Below are 16,031 nucleotides of genomic sequence, written 5' to 3'. Positions count from 1 at the left end.
CCGGTCTCCACCGCAGGGTCGATGCCCGGCCGCACGCGCGGCCGTAGGGTCGGAGCGTGCCGACGACCGAGTCCGCCACCGCGCCGGCGGTGGCCCGGCTGCAGCAGGTCCGCGGGGGCCAGGAGGCGCTCGTCCGGCGCCTCACGCTGTTCGCGCCGGTGGTCCTGGTGCTGTTCGTCGTGGCCGCCTACTACGCCGCCCCGGGGCTGGGCCTGCGCGGACCTGCGCTGCTCGTCACGGTCTCGACCGCGCTGTTCGTCGTCGCGGTGCTGGGGCGCAACGCGACGACGGCGCGCTCGCCCGCGCACCTCGGCTTCGTCGGGGTGCTCGTCGCGACGTCGGTGGCGTTGATGTGCGTGCAGCCCGCGGGTCCCGGACCGGCGGGGATGCTGTTGGCGGTGCTGTGCGTCGCCCGGCTGCTGCCGGTCCGGGTCGGTGTGCCGGTGCTCGTCGTCGGGTTCGTCGGCCTGGAGGTCTTCGAGACCGTCACCGGCCAGCAGTACGTGACGATCCTCGTGCTCGGCTCGCTCGCCGCGCTGTACGGGCTGATGTACCTCGCCCACCGGCTCGTCGCGGCGAACCGGCAGGCCGAGCGGCTGCTCGCGGAGCTGCACGAGAGCCGGCTGGCGCAGGCGCAGGCGGCGGGTCTCGCGGAGCGGCAGCGGCTGGCCAGGGAGATGCACGACGTGCTCGCGCACTCGTTGTCCGGGCTGATGCTGCAGCTCGAGGGGGCCCGGATGCTCGTCGAGGGCGACCCGGCGGACCCGCGGCTGCGCGCGACCGTCGAGCGGGCCCATCACCTGTGCCGCACCGGGCTCGACGAGGCACGCCGCGCGATCGGCACCCTGCGCGACGACGACCTGCCCGGTCCCGAACGCCTACCGGCGCTGGCCGAGGCCTTCGGGCGCGACCACGGCGTCGCGTGCGACTACGTCGAGACGGGCACCCCGCAGGAGCTGGGGTCGCAGGCCCGGCTCGCGGTCTACCGCGTGGCCCAGGAGGCGTTGACCAACGTCGCCCGGCACGCCGCGCCCGACCGGGTCGAGATGCGACTGGACTGGACGGGCCGTGGCCGGGTCCGGCTGACGGTCGAGGACGTCGGGTCCGGGAACGCGGGCGGGTCCGGGGCCGCCGGCGGTGGCGGGTACGGGCTCACCGGGATGCGCGAGCGGGCCGAGCTGCTCGGCGGCACCCTCGACGCCGGGCCGACCGGCCACGGCTTCCGCGTCACGCTGGAGGTTCCCGTCGGCGCCGAGGTGGCCGCGTGAGCGGCGACGGTGGCGACGCGCGGCCGATCCGGGTCGTCGTCGCCGACGACCAGCGGGTCGTGCGCGAGGGGCTGACGATGGTCCTGGGGCTGATGCCGGAGCTGGAGGTCGTCGGGGCGGCGTCCGACGGCGCCGAGGCCGTGGCCCTCGCCGAGCGGCTGGACCCGGACGTCGTGCTGATGGACCTGCGGATGCCGCGCTGCGACGGCGTCGAGGCGACCCGGCTGCTGCGCGAACGCCGGCCGGGGGTGCGCGTCGTCGTGCTCACGACGTACTCCGACGACCGCTCGGTCCTCGACGCGCTGCGGGCCGGCGCCCGCGGCTACCTCACCAAGGACGCGGGCGGCCCGGAGATCCGCGAGGCGCTGCGCCGGGTCCTCGACGACCGGGCGGCGATCGACCCCGCGGTGCAGCACCATCTCCTGGAGGCGCTCGCGGGCGGCCGGCCCGAACCGGTTCCCGTTGCGCCGCAACGCCCGGCGGGGCTCACCGCGCGCGAGGCCGAGGTGCTGACGCTCGTCGCCGAAGGGTTGTCCAACGCCGAGATCGCGCGCCGGCTCGTCGTGTCGGAGGGCACGGTCAAGTCGCACATGAACCACCTGCTGGCCAAGATCGACGCCCGCGACCGGGCGCAGGCCGTGGCGTTCGCCTACCGCAACGGGCTCGTCGCACCCCCGACGGCTAGTTGGCGCGACGGCCCCATGCGGTGACCATCGGTGAGGTGGCCAGATCCGGGACCCGCCCGGCGACGACGTTGCCGAGGTGCTCGTCGATCTCGGCGGCGGTGGCGATGCCCCCCGCGACGAGCCGGTCGCGGATCTGCTCGACGGTGGCGACCTCGAGGGTGACGCAGGCCGGTCCGGTGATCGGGAAGTACGCGTCGGCCCCGACCTCGTGCAGGCCGTGTTCGCGCAGCAGCCGCGGGAGCGTCCGCCCGTAGGCGAGATCGGCGCCGCGGCCGGCCATCAGGGTGCGGAAGCCGTGCCGCAACCGGTTGGCCAGCTCCTGCTCGGGGCCGTACTCGTCGGGACACAGCAGCGGCTGCAGCCCGGGGTCGGCCTCCTCGAGCACCAGCACGCCGCCGGGGCGCAGCGCCGAGACCATCGAGGCGACCGCGCGGGCCCGCTGCGGGACGTGGGTCAGCACGAGCCGGGCGTGGACGAGGTCGAACCCCGTGCCCGGCGGCTCGTCGCGGCCGACGTCGTGGCGCAGCATCCGGACCGGCCCGTCCGGCGCGTCGAGGCCCGCGAGCCACGAGGTGTCGATGTCCGTCGCGACGACGAGCCCGGCCGCTCCGACGCGGGCGGCGAGCCCCGCGGGGACGCCCGGACCGCCGGCCCCGACCTCCCAGCAGCGGGCCCCGGGCCCGACGCCGAGCCGGTCGAGATGCCGGAACGTCGAGGGGTCGAACAGCTCCGCGAGCGCGTCGAACCGCGTCCCGGCCTGCGCGTGCGCGTTGGCCAGCAGGTAGCCCTCGTCGGACGGCACGTCCCGATCCTTGCGCACGCGGCTCGCCGGGACCCCGTTCCCGATCGACCCACCCTGTGACCCGAGTCACGTAGTTACTAGGAATTTCGTAGCGGCTCGGTTCCTTGGAGTCGACATGACCGCTCTTCAGGACATTCCTGCGCTCCCCGTCCTCGACGACGCCGCCCGTGCCCTGCTGTTCACCGAGGCCCGCACAGCGAACACGTTCGCGCCGGTCCCGGTGCCGGACGAGACCCTGACCGCGATCTGGGAGCTCGCGAAGTGGCCGCCGACCGCGGCGAACACCCAGCCGCTGCGCGTCACGTTCGTCCGCTCCGACGAGGGCAAGGCCCGGCTGGTGCCGCTGATGGCCGAGGGCAACCAGGAGAAGACCCGGACGGCCCCCGCCGTCGCGCTCCTGGCCGCCGACGTCGAGTTCCACGAGTTCACCGACCGGACGTTCCCGATCCGCCCCGAGCTGAAGGACAACTTCGACGCCGCGGGCGTCGAGGGCCGCGAGGCGATGGCCCGCTTCAACGCGACCCTACAGGCAGGCTACTTCCTGCTCGCGGCGCGCGCCCACGGGCTGGCCACCGGCCCGATGGCCGGGTTCGACGCCGACGCCGTCACCGAGGAGTTCTTCCCCGGTGGCCGCCACCGCGCCCTGCTCGTGGTCAACCTCGGCCTGCCCGGCGACAACCCGTGGTTCGACCGGCTCCCCCGGCTCCCCCACGACGACGTCATCTCCTGGGCCTGAGCCCACCACGCACGACGACGTCGGCGTCCGGGACCCGGCAGGCCGCGGCGGGGGCCTGGAGGTCAGCAGGAGCCGCCGGGTACCTCGGGGAGGTACTCGGCGGCCCACTGCGAGATCTGGTCGAGCGCGGGCATCAACGCCTCACCCCGCGGCGTGAGCGCGTAGGACACCGAGACCGGCGGGCCCTCGCTGACGGTCCGCACGATCAGCCCGGTGGCGGCGAGGTCGCCCAGGCGGTCGGACAGCACCGAGTCGCTGATCCCCACGACCTCCCGCGCCAGCTCCCGGAACCCGGCCGGACCGCTGCCCAGCGCCCGGAGCAGGATCGCGTTCCAGCGCTTGCCCAGGAAGGCGAACGCCCTGGTCAGCGACGCATCGGCGCGCACGCACGCGGCGTGGTCCACGTGCGTCGCGGAGAGGGGTGCGGCCGTCGCGCCGGCGCCCGGATGGTCGCTCATGTCCCTTCCCACGCTAGCACCGCCGCCCTCTCCGAGGCCGTGCGCGAAACCGTGAACCACCGGCCGGCGCACGACCCGTCCCGGTCAGCCCGATCCGGGGTCAGCCCCGCCCGGCCGGCCCGGTCCGACGAACGACTCCAGCCGGTCCACCAGCTCGACCGGCCGGCTGAGCGCAACCAGGTGCCCGCCCGGTATCTCGTCGAACGGCACACCGAGCCGCTGCGCGACCTGCGCGCGCTGGAAGTCCACGGGGAAGAACCGGTCGTCGCGGGCCTGCAGGAAGCGGGTCGGCACGTCGGGCCAGCGGTCGAGCGGCCACGCCGACGCGAACGGGGCGCCCGTCTGGTCCGGCTCGCCCCGGCGCACCGCCTCCGCGCGCACGTCCGCCGGCACGTCGTGCATGAAGGCCTCGAAGAGGTCCTCGATGTCCCAACCGTCACGACACGCCTGCGCGCGCCGGGCCTCGCGGAAACCCGAGGTCTCCCACCAGTCGCCGGGTACCTCCCCCGGCTGCGGGATCATGGCGTTGAGCAGGACGAGCAGGTCGACCCGCGTCCGCGCGCAGACCAGCGGCGCGGTCAGCCCGCCCATCGACTGCGCGACGACGAACGTCCGCCCGCCGCCGCCCGTCCGCTCGCGGTGCGCCGCGAGCGCGGCCACGACGACATCGGCGTACTCGTCGACGCCCGCCGACTCGTCGCCGGCCGGCAGGTCCACCGCGACCGCGGCGTACCCGCGCCGCTGCAGCTCGGGCACCACCAGGTGCCAATACCACGCCTCACCGCCCGCGCCCGGGACGAGCACCCAGGTGTCGGCCGGTCGGTCGGAGCCGGTCATACGGCTGCCCCCTTCGTCGCCACACCCATGTGACGACGAAGGGAGCCTTCGCTCATCGGTACCCGCGACGGTCGTCGGCCGGACCGCGGCCCGTCAGGCCGCCGTCATCGTCTTGACGGTCAGCTGCGGGCCGGGCGGGTTGCCCGCGCAGCCGGTCTGGTTGTTCATCGCCACGAACAGCGAGGCCGTCTCACCCGGCGGGTAGACGCGCAGGCCGCGCACCGGCGTCGGCTGGCAGACCGCCGCGTCGAAGTTCGCGACCTGGACGAACTGCACCTGCGCCTGCGCCGACCGTCCCGGTGCGATCGGGACCTCCGGTCCGCGCGGACCCGACATCTCCGCGGCGGGCCCGACCTGGTGGCCGTCGTCGCCCGCGACGTAGGAGACACCCGGGAACCCGGTGAGCTCGCAGGTCCGGTTGCCCTTGTTGGTGAAGATCAGCGGCTGGAACACCGAACCGGCCCCGGCGTCGCCCTGGCCGAGGGACAGGCTGAGCTCGCCGGCCGTGCAGCGCGGGACGCCGTTGCCACCACCACCCGTGCCGCCACCACTGCCGCCTGTGCCGCCGCCGGTGCCGGCCGGCGTCGCCGGCGCTGCCGTCGCGGCCGGCGCGCTCGTCGTCGCGGCCGGTGTCCCGCCGTTGACCTCGTCCGATCCACCCGAGCACCCGGCCAGCACGACCGCGGCCAGCAGTGCGGCCGCAGCGCCCCCGACGCGGACCCCGACGCGGCTCCCCCATGTGCGCGTGGACATCCCGATCACCCCCGTCTGATCGTGTCTTCCTCTGTGTAGACGTCAGGCGACGACGAGAGGTTGCTCTCACGCGCCGAACGGCGAGCTGATCTTTGCAGACCATGATCGACCGGACGCCGCCGGGTGTGGGACGCATCGCAGCGGCGGGCACCGCGCCCCGGCGGGGAGGAGGCCTAGTGTCGGTGCGTGCCGAACCGCCGCGTCGACCGCGCGCGACCGTGACGACGGGCCAACTGCTGCTCCTCGTCGCAGCCGGGTTCGGCGCCGGGCTGTCGGGCTCCATGGCGGGGCTCGCGTCGCTGTTCTCCTACCCGGCGCTGCTGGCCGTCGGGTTGCCCCCGACGACCGCGAACATGACCAACACCGTCGCGCTGCTCGCCAGCAGCGTCGGGTCGGTCGCGGGCTCGCGTCCCGAGCTCGCAGGGCAGGGCGCGCGGGTACGGCGGCTGGCGCCGCTGGTCGTCGTGGGCGGGGCGATCGGGGCGGCGATGCTGTTCCTCACCCCCGCCGGGAGCTTCGAGAAGATCGTGCCGTTCCTGGTGGGCGGGGCGTCGCTGGTGCTGCTGTGCCAGCCCCGCATCCGCGCCGCCGCGGCGAGGGAGGCCGACGGCGGGCCCACGCGCACCGGGCGGCTCCTCGTCCTCGGCGGGATCGGCCTCGTCGGGGTCTACGGCGGCTACTTCGGCGCGGCGGCCGGAGTGCTGCTGCTGGCGTTGCTCCTCATCGGCCTGCCCGTGTCGCTGCTGCAGGCCAACGGGCTGAAGAACGCCCTGCTGGGGCTCGCCAACGGCACGGCCGCGGTCGCGTTCGCCGTGGCGGGCGACGTCCGGTGGGCGGCGGTGGTGCCGCTCGCCGCCGGCGTGCTCGTGGGGTCGTGGCTGGGTCCGGCGATCGCCCGCCGGCTCCCGACGACGCTGTTGCGCACCGCGATCGGGCTCGCCGGCCTCGGCCTCGCCGTGAAGCTCGGGCTCGACGCGTTCTGAGACCGGGCCGTGCGGTCGCGGCCCGCGAAGCCCCGGCGCGGCCGAGCCACGGGTGCCGGGTCAGCGCCGCGCGGTGCCCGCCGTGACCGGGCCCTGGGCCGACGTGCCGTTGCGGCGCAGCCAGTCGTCGAGGTTGCGGTGGATCGTCGGCAGGTCGGGCCGTTTGCCGGCCTCGTTGCGCATCGCCGACTTCAGCAGCGACAGGTGGTGGCTGCGGCGCGGCAGGTGTGTCAGCTTCGCACCGGCCGCCGCGGCCCGCAGTCCCGAGACGGCGTCGGGGTGACCGCCGCGGGGCGGGAAACCCGCGAGCGCGTAGGACACCGTCGCGGCGAGCTGCCAGCAGTCCGACGCCGGAGTGGCCTTGCCGCCGCCCGCGACCTCCGGCGCCAGGTAGTCGGGGGTGCCGAGGACGTAGCCCGCCATCGTGAGCGTCGAGTCGCCCGTGCGCCGGGCGATGCCGAAGTCGATCAGATGCGCCACCCCGGCGGGATCGACGATGACGTTGCCCGGCTTGACGTCACGGTGCAGCACGCCGTGGGAGTGCGCGGCGTGCAGCGCGCCCGCGACCCCGGCCCACACGCGGGCGGCGGCGACGTCGTCGAGCGTGCCGTGCTGCTGGACCAGCTCGCCCAACGACATGCCCTGCACGTACTCCATGACGATGACCATGCCGTCGAGGCCCGCGAGCCCCGGGTCGCTGCGGGCGTGCACGAGATCGAGGATGCGCACGCAGTTGGGGTGTCGCACCGCGGCCAGGGCGGCGGCCTCGCGGCGGATCCGCTCCTCGGTCTCGGCGTCGGGCGCGTGCGCCGCCTTCAGCGCGACGGTGATCCCGAGCTTGGCGTCGCGGGCCAGCACGACCCGGCCGAACCCGCCCGCGCCGATGCGCCGGATCGGGCTGAACCGGGCGCCGCGGGCGGGGCCCGGTACGGCGGCGGCCGGGAAGGCGTTGCCCGGGACGGGTCCGGGGGTGGGCGCGACGAGCGTGCGCGGCGGCGGCACCCGCGACCCGGTCGGGGCGACGGGCGGCGGCACCGGGCGCGTGGGCGGGCGTTGCGGCGCGGCGACGGCGGCACGCGGCCCCGGCACGGGTCCCGACGCCGGAGCACCGGCAGGCGCGGGTTCGCGTCGGAACGCCGCCGACCGGTCGCGCCGCGACGTGCGGGCGGCCGGATCGAGCGAGCGGGCGACGACGTCGTGGCCCGGTTTCCCGGCCATCGCGGTGAGCACCACGCCGATCAGCGCGCCGGTCGCCATCCCGACCCACAGGTGCTCCGACGAACCGGCCGGGCTGCCGACGGTCACCAGGGCGAGGCCGATCAGCGGCACCCAGAAGAACCGGGCGGGCCACGACGGGCCGCGCCGCAGCGCGAGCCGGGCCTGGGCGGCGACGAACAACGTCGTGACGATCGGGACGAGGACCAGCAGCAGCACGGCGATCGCGAGGCGCACCGGATCGGACGGGTCGAACGCGTCGCCGACCGAGCCCCGGCCCAGGTAGGTGGACTGGGCACCCGCGACGCACACCGTGGTCCCCAGGGAGCGGACGGCGGTCGCCGACAGGCCGGGGACCGATCCGCCCGCGGCCGCCGCGGCGAAGACCTGGCCGACGGCCGAGAACACCAGCAGCGGCAGCACGCCGCAGGTGAGCACGCCGGCGGCGATGAGCCCGGTGGACTCGACGGGGCCGTAGCGCGACCCGATGCGCCGCCGCCAGAGCGCGACCGACACCGCTCCGACGGTCGGCAACAGGCCGACGCCGATGCCGAGCAGCGTCGTCGCCCACGCCCAGGAACCCGGGCAGACCTCCGGGCTGACGATCCGGCGCAGGCCGTCGAGCAGCCCGGCGAGCAGCGCAGCCACCGCGTCCACGACTCGTCGCCTCCCCCAGGTCCCGTCGAGACCACTATGTCAGGCGCGGACCGCCGCGCGCCGCAGCGCTCGCCACGCGACCGGGTGGCCGCGCCGGGACATTCGCCGGGCGGATCTCCTGGCCTGCAGGAACACCGAGCGGTGCCGCATCGTGCGACGGGCGGCCCCGACCTGACACCGGGCCGGTCACGAGGCAGCCTTGGAGGCTCCGACGACCCCGGCCGGAAGGATCCCTCCCGTGGGCCTGACCCGCACCACCGGTCCCCTGTCCCCCACCGCGCCCGCCACCGCGAACTACGTGATCGACGGGCCGCCGCACAAGCTGCTCGCGCATCCGTTCGGGCGCCGCGTCCGCGCGGTGCTCGGCGGCCGCACGGTCCTCGACACCCGTGACGGGCTGCTGCTGCACGAGACCGCGCTGCTGCCGGTGCTGTACGTGCCGTTCGCCGACATCGACGCGGCCGTGCTCGAACCGTCCGCGCACACGACGCACTGCCCGTTCAAGGGCGACGCCGCCTACCACTCGCTGCGGGTGGACGACCGGTTCGTCGAGAACGCCCTGTGGTCCTACCCCGACCCGAAGCCCGCCGCGGCGTGGCTCGCCGGGCACGCGGCGCTGTACTGGACGGCCGCCGACGCCTGGTACGACGAGGACGAGCAGGTCTACGCCCACCTCACCGACCCGTACACGCGCATCGACATCCGGCCGACGTCGCGGACCGTCGAGGTGCGCCACGGCGACACCGTCCTCGCGCGCAGCGAGCACCCGACGATGCTGGCCGAGACGGGGCTGCCGCACCGGTACTACCTGCAGGAGAGCGACGTCGCCGCCACGCTGGAGCCCAGCCCGACCCGCACCCGCTGCCCCTACAAGGGCGAGGCGGGCTACCGCTCGGTCCGCCTGCCCGACGGACGGCTGCTCGCCGACGCCGCATGGGTCTACCCCGAGCCGCTGCCCGAGGCGGCACGGATTGCCGGGCTGCTGTCGTTCGCGCACGACGAGCTGACCGTCCTGGTCGACGGCACCCCCGTCTGACGGCGGGGCTCAGACCCGGTCGGTGCCCGGGTTCGCCGCGTCGTCGACGAGCAGGGCCTCCAGGGCGGGCAACGCGTCGTGCACCGCGGCGAGCTGGGCGGCGTCGAGCCTGCCGAGGCGGCGGGCGACCAGCGCCGTGCGGTGGTTGCGCACCTCCTTGAGGACCTCGGCGCCCTTGGCCGACAAGGTGATCAGCACCCCGCGGGCGTCGTCGGGGTCGACCGTGCGCACGACGAGCCCCTGGTCGTCGAGGGCGGCCAGCACCCGGCTCATCGTCGGCGCGGTGACGGCCTCGCGGCGGGCCAGCTCGGAGAGCCGCAGCGGGCCCCGCTGCTCGACGGTGACCAGCGCGGACAGCTGCAACGGCGGCACCGACTCCCGGCCGTCGATACGGATGCGCCGGTTCAGCCGCCCGACGACGAGCCCCAGCCGCGCGGCCAGCGCGGTGTGCGTGTCGTCGTCGGGTGGGTCGTCGGCCATCCCGGGAGTCGCATGCGTCATACCCGGCACCTCCGGGCCCGCCACATCGGCACCGCCTTGCATCCACCCATCGTGCCAGCAGTGCCCCCGGACCCCGACGCGGGCTCGCCGGTCGCGACCGTCCGGACGTGCGATGACACCTCCGGACGGCGGCGGGCTGGGGTGTCAGACCTTGCGCAGCCGGATGCCGGTGACCGCGTGGTCGGGGCCCTTGCGCAGCACCAGGCTCGCCCGGCCCCGCGTCGGGAGGATGTTCTCCTCCAGGTTCGGCCCGTTGATCTCCGCCCAGATCGACTCGGCCCGCGCGACCGCAGCCGGGCGGTCGAGTGCGGCGTAGCGGCGGAAGTAGGACGCGGGATCACGGAACGCCGTCTCGCGCAGTTTCAGGAACCGGCTGACGTACCAGCTCCGGATGTCGTCGGTCGCCGCGTCGACGTAGACGGAGAAGTCGATGAAGTCGCTGACCGCCAGTGCCCCGCCGCGCGAGAGGCTCGGCTGCGCCGGCTGCAGCACGTTGAGGCCCTCGACGATCAGGATGTCGGGCCGGTGCACCACGAGCTGCTCGCCGGGCACGATGTCGTAGACCAGATGCGAGTACACCGGCGCGCGGACCTCGGCCTGTCCCGCCTTGATCTCGGTGATGAAGCGCAGCAGCGCGCGGCGGTCGTAGGACTCGGGAAAGCCCTTGCGCTGCATGAGACCCCGCCGTTCGAGCTCGGCGTTGGGGTGGAGGAAGCCGTCGGTCGTGACGAGCTCGACGCGGGGATGCTGCGGCCAGCGGGCGAGCAGCAGCCGTAGCAGGCGCGCCGTCGTCGACTTGCCCACCGACACCGACCCGGCGATCCCGATGACGAACGGGGTGCGTGCCGTCGTGCCGCCGAGGAAGTTGCGGTAGGCGCGGTAGAGCCGCCCGCCCTCCTGGACGTGCAGCGTGAGCAGCCGCGACAGCGGCAGGTACACCTCGCGGACGTCGTCGAGGTCGACGTGGTCGCCGAGACTGCGGACCTGCTCGAGCTCGTGCGCGGTCAGCGGCAGCGGTGTCGTCGCGCCGAGGCGCGCCCATGCCGCCCGGTCGAAGTCGACGAACGGGGACGCCGCGCCGTTGCGCGTGCCGGTGGCCCGGGTCACCGGAACACTGCCCTCTGCCGTCGTCGGCCGCACCACGTGGACATGGTGGTCCAACCTAGACGCCGACGTCGCGGCTCGGCCTCGTGAGATCGGTCGCACCGATCTCCGCGCGCCGCGCCGAAACCGCGCCGACACCCCCGCGCCGAAACCCCCGCGCCGACACCCCCGCGCCGACACCCCCGCCGCGCCGGAACAGCGCCGCGCCCGACACGGCGCGCGGACACCGCGGGTCCGGGCACGATGACGGGGTGACCCCCGTCGCGCTCGACCCGCAGGCCGTGCTCGCCCACCGGCTCGCCGTGCACGGGCTCACCTGGCGCACCGCCAGCCGGGTCGACGAGCTCGCCGTCTGCGACCTGGGCGTGCAGGACACCCCGCCCGGCGCGCTGCGCGCCGCGGTCTCGGCCCGGCTGGCGGTGCCGCTGCCGCCCGCCGCCGACGTCACCGCGGGCGGTGCGCTGACCCTGGTCTGGTCGTTCCGCGGGGCCCCGCACCTGCACCGCAGCGCCGACCTGCCGCTGCTCGCCGCGGTGGGCCGGCCCCGCGACGACGCCGACGCGATGGCGCGGCTGGCGTGGCAGCGCAGACGTCTCGCCGAGGCCGGGGTCACCGGCGAGGGCGCCTACCGGGAGGTGGCCGAGGCCGTCGCGGCGGTGCTCGCCGCGGAGGGGACCGTCACCAAGTCCCGGCTCAGCGCGCAGGTGACCACGCGGATCCGGCCGGCGCTCGCACCGTTCTGCCGGCCCTGCGACACCCGGCACGTCTCCGAGCAGCTGCTGCGCCTCGCCGCGCTGCCCGCGGGGATGCGGCTGGTGCCCGACAGCAGGCCGCTGACGTTCGAGGCGATCCCCGGCTGGGCGGGCCTGCCCGCCGCCACGGGGCCGACGGCTCCGCTGCAACGCACCTATCTGCGCCTCTTCCCCGGCGGTTCGCTCGCCGACGTCGCCGACTTCCTCGGGGTGGCCAAGCCCGTCGTCGCCGACGCGCCCGCCGCGGATCTCGTGGACGTCACCGTGGGCGGGCGGCCCGGGCTCGTGCGCGCCGAGGACCTCGACACCGTCCGCGCCGACGCCCCCGAGCCGGGGCTGCGGCTGCTCGCGCCCTCGGACCCGGTGCTGCAGGGCCGCGACCGCGCGCTGCTCGTCCCCGACCCCGACCACCGCAGCCGGCTGTGGCGCCCGCTCGGCAGCCCCGGGCTGCTGCTCGCCGGGACCGAGGCGGCCGGCGTGTGGCGGCCGCGGCAGAAGCGCACGCTGGAGATCGGCGTCACCGCGTTCCGGCGGCTCACCAGGGCCGAACGCACCGCGCTCGAGGAGGAGGCGCAGCGGCTGGCCGTCGTCCGCGGCAAGGCCGAGGCGACGGTCACCCTCGCCTGATCACCTGGGCGCCGTCGCGGGCGACGCCCTACACTCGGCGCCTCCGCACCCGCACGTGCGGCGGCCCGTCCGACAGTGTCCCGAGGAGCAGCAGTGCCCAGCGCACGGCCCGGTGACCCGGGCTGCGGTCGACCGCCACGCCCGCCCCGGAACCTCTCTCCCGCGTCCCCCGCCAGGAGCACCGTCCGATGACGGTCCTGCTGTCCGTGCTCGGCCTGGTCGCCGTGCTCGCGCTGACGTTCGGCACCGCCGTGGCCGTCGCGTCGGAGTTCTCGCTGACCGCGCTGGAGCGCAGCCAGATCGAGGCGCACGTCGCCGAGTCGGGCGATCGGCGCGCGATGGCGCTGCAGCGCGCGCACCGCGAGCTGTCGTTCCAGCTCTCGGGCAGCCAGCTGCTGATCACCGTGACGACGCTGGCCACCGGCTACATCGCCGAACCCGCGATCGCCGAGCTGATCCGGCCGGGCCTGGACGCCACCGGCATGTCGCCGGGCTGGTCCGCCGGTCTCGCCACGGCGCTCTCGCTGGTGCTGGCCACGACCCTGTCGATGGTCTTCGGCGAGCTGGTGCCCAAGAACATCGCGATCGCCCGCCCGCTGGTGACCGCGCGCGCGGTCGTGTGGGTGCTGGCCGGGTTCTCCGCGACGTTCCGCTGGCTGATCAACGGGCTCAACCGGACCGCCAACGGCGTCGTCCGCAAGCTCGGCGTGGAGCCCGCCGAGGAGCTGCGCTCGGCCCGGGCCCCGCACGAGCTCAGCTCGCTCGTGCGGGCCAGCGCCGCCCACGGCACCCTCGACGCCGGAACGGCGACGTTGCTGGACCGCTCGTTGCGGTTCACCGACCGGGTCGCCGAGGACCTGATGACCCCGCGCGTGCGGATGGAGGCCCTCGACGCCGACGACACCGTCGCCGACCTCGTCCTGCTGTCGCGGACCAGCGGCTTCTCCCGCTTCCCCGTCCGCGACGGCGACCCCGACACCGTCCTCGGGCTGGTCCACGTCAAGCAGGCCTTCGGGATACCGGCGGCCGAGCGCGTGCACACCGTCGTCCGCGACCTCGTCCAGCAGGCACCGACCGTCCCCGAGTCCCTCGACGGCGACGCGCTGCTGACCCGGCTGCGCACCGCCGGCCTGCAGATGGCCGTCGTCGTCGACGAGTACGGCGGCACGGCCGGGCTCGTGACGCTGGAGGACCTGGTCGAGGAGATCGTCGGGGACGTCCGCGACGAGCACGACCGGGCCGAGCAGCCGACGGTGCGCCCGCTCGGCCGCGACTCGTGGGTGGTCTCGGGCCTGCTGCGCGCCGACGAGGTCGCCGACGCCACCGGCTTCGACATGCCCGAGGGCGACTACGAGACGCTCGCCGGCCTGGTACTGGCCCGGCTCGGGCGGATCCCCGACGTCGGCGACGACCTCGTCGTCGACGGGTGGCGGCTGACCGTGATGCGCCGCGACCGGCACCGGATCGCCGAGCTGCGGCTGGCCCGCCGCCCGGCGGAGGCGGAGGCCGTCGATGGGCGGTGACCTCCTCGCGCTGCTCGCGGCCGTCCTGCTGCTGCTGGCCAACGCGTTCTTCGTCGGCGCCGAGTTCGCGCTGATCTCGGCCCGGCGCGACCGGCTGGAGGCCATGGCCCACGCGGGCGACGCCGCCGCGCGCACGGTGCTCGCGGCGAGCGCGGACCTGTCGCGGATGCTCGCGGCGTCGCAGCTGGGCATCACCATCGCCTCGCTGCTGCTCGGCCGCCTCGGCGAGCCCGCTGTCGCGCACCTGATCGAGCGCCCGTTCGACCTGCTCGGCCTGCCCGAGGGGCTGTTGCACCCGATCGCGTTCGCGTTGTCGCTGGCGATCGTCGTCGTCGCGCACATGGTGCTCGGCGAGATGGTGCCCAAGAACATCGCCATCGCCGGGCCCGAGCGGACCGCCGCGCTGCTCGTCCCGCCGTTCCTGGTGTGGACGCGCGTCGCGAGCCCGTTCGTCTCCGCCTTCAACTGGATGGCGAACTCGGTGCTGCGGCTGCTGCGCATCGAGCCGCGCGACGAGCTGGAGGCGGCCTTCACCAGCGGCGAGCTGGCCGAGATGATCTCCGACTCACGACGCGAGGGCCTGCTCGACGACGAGGAGTCCAGCCGCCTGGCCCGCACCCTGCACTCCGCCGAGGCCACGGTCGCCGACGTCGTCGTCCCGCTCGACGAGCTGGTCACGCTGTCGGCCAGGCCGACGGTGGGGGAGGTCGCCGCCGTCGTCGCCGAGACCGGGTACTCCCGCTTCCCGCTGCGCGCCGACGGCCGGCTCATCGGGTACCTGCACGTCAAGGACATCCTCGACGTCGTCGACGACCCGGCCGCCGTCGTCCCCGGCTCGCGGGTGCGCGGGCTGCCGGAGGTTCCCGCCGACGCCCGGCTCGACGAGGCGCTCGCCGCCCTGCGCAGCGCGCGCGCCCACCTCGCGCGGGCCGTCGACCCGCAGGGCAGCACCGTCGGCCTGGTGGCGATGGAGGACCTGGTGGAGGCCTACGTCGGGACGGTGCGCGACTCGACCCACACCGCGCCCGACCCGCAGGCCTGACCCCATGTCGTGACGTCTTGACCTCGACCTCGGTTCAGGTGCGACCGTGGCGGGCGTCATCCGCATCCACCCGCAGCGGATCCTCGCCTACGGCATCGAGGAGGGCGGCCCGGGCGCCCGCTGGGTCGCCCGCCCGGAGCCCGCCGCCGGGCCGGGTACCGTCGCCGGGTGACCGCAGCCCCGTCCGTCGCCACCGCGCGCGGCCCCGCCGTCGTGCTCGACGGCGGGCAGTGGCGCGAGCGGGCCCGGGCCCACCGCGAGCGGATGGCCCGCTGGACCGGACCGCACCGCGAGCGGCGCCGCCGCGGCGAGGCCCATCCGGTACTGGACTTCCTCTTCACCTACTACTCGCTGCGGCCCGCCCAGCTCGAACGCTGGGACCCCGGCCCCGGCGTCGCCCTGCGCGACGCCGCGGAGTTCCTCGACCGGCCCGGCTACGTCTGCGGGCCCGCCGGCGTCGTCCTCGACGTCGCCGCCCTGCCCCGGCTGCGCTCGACCGCGGAGTTCGTCGGCCGGCTGCTGCGTGCGACCGCGTCGCGGCCGGCGCGGCTGGGCTGCTTCGGCCTGCACGAGTGGGCCATGGTCTACCGCAGCGACGCGCCCCGCCACCGGGCCGTCCCGCTGCGGCTCGGGGCCGCCGGCACCGACGCCGTCGTCGAGTCACTGCCCGTGCAGTGCACGCACTACGACGCGTTCCGGTTCTTCACCGACGGCGCCCGCCCCCGCAACGCGCTGACCCCGACGCGGGAGACCCAGGTCGCGCTGGAACAGCCGGGGTGCCTGCACGCGACGATGGACCTCTACAAGTGGGCGTACAAGCTCGCCCCGGGGTGCCCGTCGGACCTGCTGGGCGACTGCTTCGAGCTGGCCGCCGACGTCCGCGAGCTGGACATGCGCGCGAGTCCCTACGACCTCGCCGCCCACGGCTACGCACCGGTCCGGATCGAGACCCCCGCGGGCCGCGCCGAGTACGCCCGGCTGCAGGCGGCCTTCGCCGAGCGCGCCGCGCCGCTGCGCTCCCGCCTGATCGCGCTCTGCGAGCGCCTGTGAG

Annotated in this window: 17 protein-coding genes; 10 read left to right on the top strand and 7 right to left on the bottom strand. The window is 75.5% G+C overall.

Going from position 1 to position 16,031, the window contains the following annotated elements:
• Window positions 1-56: 56 nt before the first annotated feature.
• Window positions 57-1,268: a sensor histidine kinase gene (locus PSED_RS16015; protein ID WP_013675297.1), complete on the top strand. Its 1,212-nt coding sequence runs from the start codon at window positions 57-59 to the stop codon at window positions 1,266-1,268.
• The gene (locus PSED_RS16010) at window positions 1,265-1,978 is read left to right on the top strand and encodes a response regulator (RefSeq protein ID WP_013675296.1); all 714 of its coding nucleotides are present in this window, start codon (window positions 1,265-1,267) and stop codon (window positions 1,976-1,978) included. The genes PSED_RS16015 and PSED_RS16010 overlap by 4 nt, the downstream gene beginning before the upstream one ends.
• Here PSED_RS16010 and PSED_RS16005 read toward each other — a convergent pair.
• Window positions 1,950-2,756 (bottom strand): methyltransferase domain-containing protein, encoded by an 807-nt coding sequence (locus PSED_RS16005; protein ID WP_013675295.1) that lies wholly within the window; start codon window positions 2,754-2,756, stop codon window positions 1,950-1,952. The two genes, PSED_RS16010 and PSED_RS16005, sit on opposite strands and share 29 nt — an antisense overlap.
• Before the next feature lie 115 nt (window positions 2,757-2,871).
• On the opposite strand from PSED_RS16005, the gene PSED_RS16000 reads away from it, so the two are divergent.
• Window positions 2,872-3,492, top strand: a complete 621-nt coding sequence (locus PSED_RS16000) for a malonic semialdehyde reductase (protein WP_013675294.1) — start codon at window positions 2,872-2,874, stop codon at window positions 3,490-3,492.
• Window positions 3,493-3,554: 62 nt separating this feature from the next.
• Here the strand turns inward: PSED_RS16000 and PSED_RS15995 are convergent, their stop codons facing one another.
• The 3 genes from PSED_RS15995 to PSED_RS15985 all read right to left on the bottom strand — a co-directional run bounded on the left by PSED_RS15995 (window position 3,555) and on the right by PSED_RS15985 (window position 5,540).
• Window positions 3,555-3,950 (bottom strand): winged helix-turn-helix transcriptional regulator, encoded by a 396-nt coding sequence (locus PSED_RS15995; RefSeq protein WP_013675293.1) that lies wholly within the window; start codon window positions 3,948-3,950, stop codon window positions 3,555-3,557.
• An 84-nt stretch (window positions 3,951-4,034) separates the two neighbouring features.
• Complete coding sequence (locus tag PSED_RS15990; RefSeq protein WP_013675292.1) at window positions 4,035-4,787, bottom strand: alpha/beta fold hydrolase; 753 nt, start codon at window positions 4,785-4,787, stop codon at window positions 4,035-4,037.
• Between the two features lie 93 nt (window positions 4,788-4,880).
• Window positions 4,881-5,540 (bottom strand): DUF4232 domain-containing protein, encoded by a 660-nt coding sequence (locus tag PSED_RS15985; protein ID WP_013675291.1) that lies wholly within the window; start codon window positions 5,538-5,540, stop codon window positions 4,881-4,883.
• A 218-nt stretch (window positions 5,541-5,758) separates the two neighbouring features.
• Here PSED_RS15985 and PSED_RS15980 point away from each other — a divergent pair, with 218 nt between their 5' ends.
• Window positions 5,759-6,523, top strand: a complete 765-nt coding sequence (locus PSED_RS15980) for a sulfite exporter TauE/SafE family protein (protein ID WP_041761372.1) — start codon at window positions 5,759-5,761, stop codon at window positions 6,521-6,523.
• A 60-nt stretch (window positions 6,524-6,583) separates the two neighbouring features.
• Here PSED_RS15980 and PSED_RS15975 read toward each other — a convergent pair whose 3' ends face one another.
• Window positions 6,584-8,395: a serine/threonine-protein kinase gene (locus PSED_RS15975; protein ID WP_013675289.1), complete on the bottom strand. Its 1,812-nt coding sequence runs from the start codon at window positions 8,393-8,395 to the stop codon at window positions 6,584-6,586.
• A gap of 238 nt (window positions 8,396-8,633) precedes the next feature.
• On the opposite strand from PSED_RS15975, the gene PSED_RS15970 reads away from it, so the two are divergent.
• Entirely contained in the window at window positions 8,634-9,431 is a 798-nt protein-coding gene (locus tag PSED_RS15970) for a DUF427 domain-containing protein (RefSeq protein ID WP_013675288.1), read from the top strand.
• 9 nt (window positions 9,432-9,440) lie between these two features.
• Here PSED_RS15970 and PSED_RS15965 read toward each other — a convergent pair whose 3' ends face one another.
• Both PSED_RS15965 and coaA read right to left on the bottom strand, forming a co-directional pair.
• Window positions 9,441-9,932, bottom strand: a complete 492-nt coding sequence (locus tag PSED_RS15965) for a MarR family winged helix-turn-helix transcriptional regulator (RefSeq protein WP_013675287.1) — start codon at window positions 9,930-9,932, stop codon at window positions 9,441-9,443.
• A 144-nt stretch (window positions 9,933-10,076) separates the two neighbouring features.
• Window positions 10,077-11,039 carry a type I pantothenate kinase gene (gene coaA, locus PSED_RS15960; RefSeq protein ID WP_013675286.1) on the bottom strand — a complete coding sequence of 321 codons (963 nt, stop codon included), beginning with the start codon at window positions 11,037-11,039 and terminating at the stop codon, window positions 10,077-10,079.
• Between the two features lie 248 nt (window positions 11,040-11,287).
• Between coaA and PSED_RS15955 the strand changes: the two genes are divergently transcribed.
• The 5 genes from PSED_RS15955 (at window position 11,288) to PSED_RS15940 (ending at window position 16,030) form a co-directional block, all read left to right on the top strand.
• Window positions 11,288-12,415, top strand: coding sequence for a DNA glycosylase AlkZ-like family protein (locus PSED_RS15955; RefSeq protein WP_013675285.1), 1,128 nt, complete (start codon window positions 11,288-11,290; stop codon window positions 12,413-12,415).
• A 188-nt stretch (window positions 12,416-12,603) separates the two neighbouring features.
• Window positions 12,604-13,938 carry a hemolysin family protein gene (locus PSED_RS15950; RefSeq protein ID WP_013675284.1) on the top strand — a complete coding sequence of 445 codons (1,335 nt, stop codon included), beginning with the start codon at window positions 12,604-12,606 and terminating at the stop codon, window positions 13,936-13,938.
• The gene (locus PSED_RS15945; RefSeq protein ID WP_013675283.1) at window positions 13,928-14,980 is read left to right on the top strand and encodes a hemolysin family protein; all 1,053 of its coding nucleotides are present in this window, start codon (window positions 13,928-13,930) and stop codon (window positions 14,978-14,980) included. The genes PSED_RS15950 and PSED_RS15945 overlap by 11 nt, the downstream gene beginning before the upstream one ends.
• Before the next feature lie 46 nt (window positions 14,981-15,026).
• Window positions 15,027-15,152, top strand: a complete 126-nt coding sequence (locus tag PSED_RS35310) for a hypothetical protein (protein ID WP_013675282.1) — start codon at window positions 15,027-15,029, stop codon at window positions 15,150-15,152.
• Window positions 15,149-16,030: a hypothetical protein gene (locus PSED_RS15940; RefSeq protein ID WP_013675281.1), complete on the top strand. Its 882-nt coding sequence runs from the start codon at window positions 15,149-15,151 to the stop codon at window positions 16,028-16,030. Before PSED_RS35310 ends, PSED_RS15940 begins: the two co-directional genes overlap by 4 nt.
• Window position 16,031: the final 1 nt, after the last annotated feature.

The organism is Pseudonocardia benzenivorans CB1190, assembly GCF_000196675.2.
Taxonomy (GTDB): domain Bacteria; phylum Actinomycetota; class Actinomycetes; order Mycobacteriales; family Pseudonocardiaceae; genus Pseudonocardia; species Pseudonocardia benzenivorans.
Note: the sequence above shows the minus strand (reverse complement) of the source record. Positions and strands in the feature narration are given on the sequence as shown.

What these genes read in the sequence shown, in the direction of transcription:
- PSED_RS15985 (WP_013675291.1), bottom strand. Translation starts at nt 5,540, where the DNA reads ATGTCCACGCGCACATGGGGGAGCCGCGTCGGGGTCCGCGTCGGGGGC.
- PSED_RS15995 (WP_013675293.1), bottom strand. Translation starts at nt 3,950, where the DNA reads ATGAGCGACCATCCGGGCGCCGGCGCGACGGCCGCACCCCTCTCCGCG.
- PSED_RS15945 (WP_013675283.1), top strand. Translation starts at nt 13,928, where the DNA reads ATGGGCGGTGACCTCCTCGCGCTGCTCGCGGCCGTCCTGCTGCTGCTG.
- PSED_RS15990 (WP_013675292.1), bottom strand. Translation starts at nt 4,787, where the DNA reads ATGACCGGCTCCGACCGACCGGCCGACACCTGGGTGCTCGTCCCGGGC.
- PSED_RS15965 (WP_013675287.1), bottom strand. Translation starts at nt 9,932, where the DNA reads ATGACGCATGCGACTCCCGGGATGGCCGACGACCCACCCGACGACGAC.
- PSED_RS15950 (WP_013675284.1), top strand. Translation starts at nt 12,604, where the DNA reads ATGACGGTCCTGCTGTCCGTGCTCGGCCTGGTCGCCGTGCTCGCGCTG.
- PSED_RS16000 (WP_013675294.1), top strand. Translation starts at nt 2,872, where the DNA reads ATGACCGCTCTTCAGGACATTCCTGCGCTCCCCGTCCTCGACGACGCC.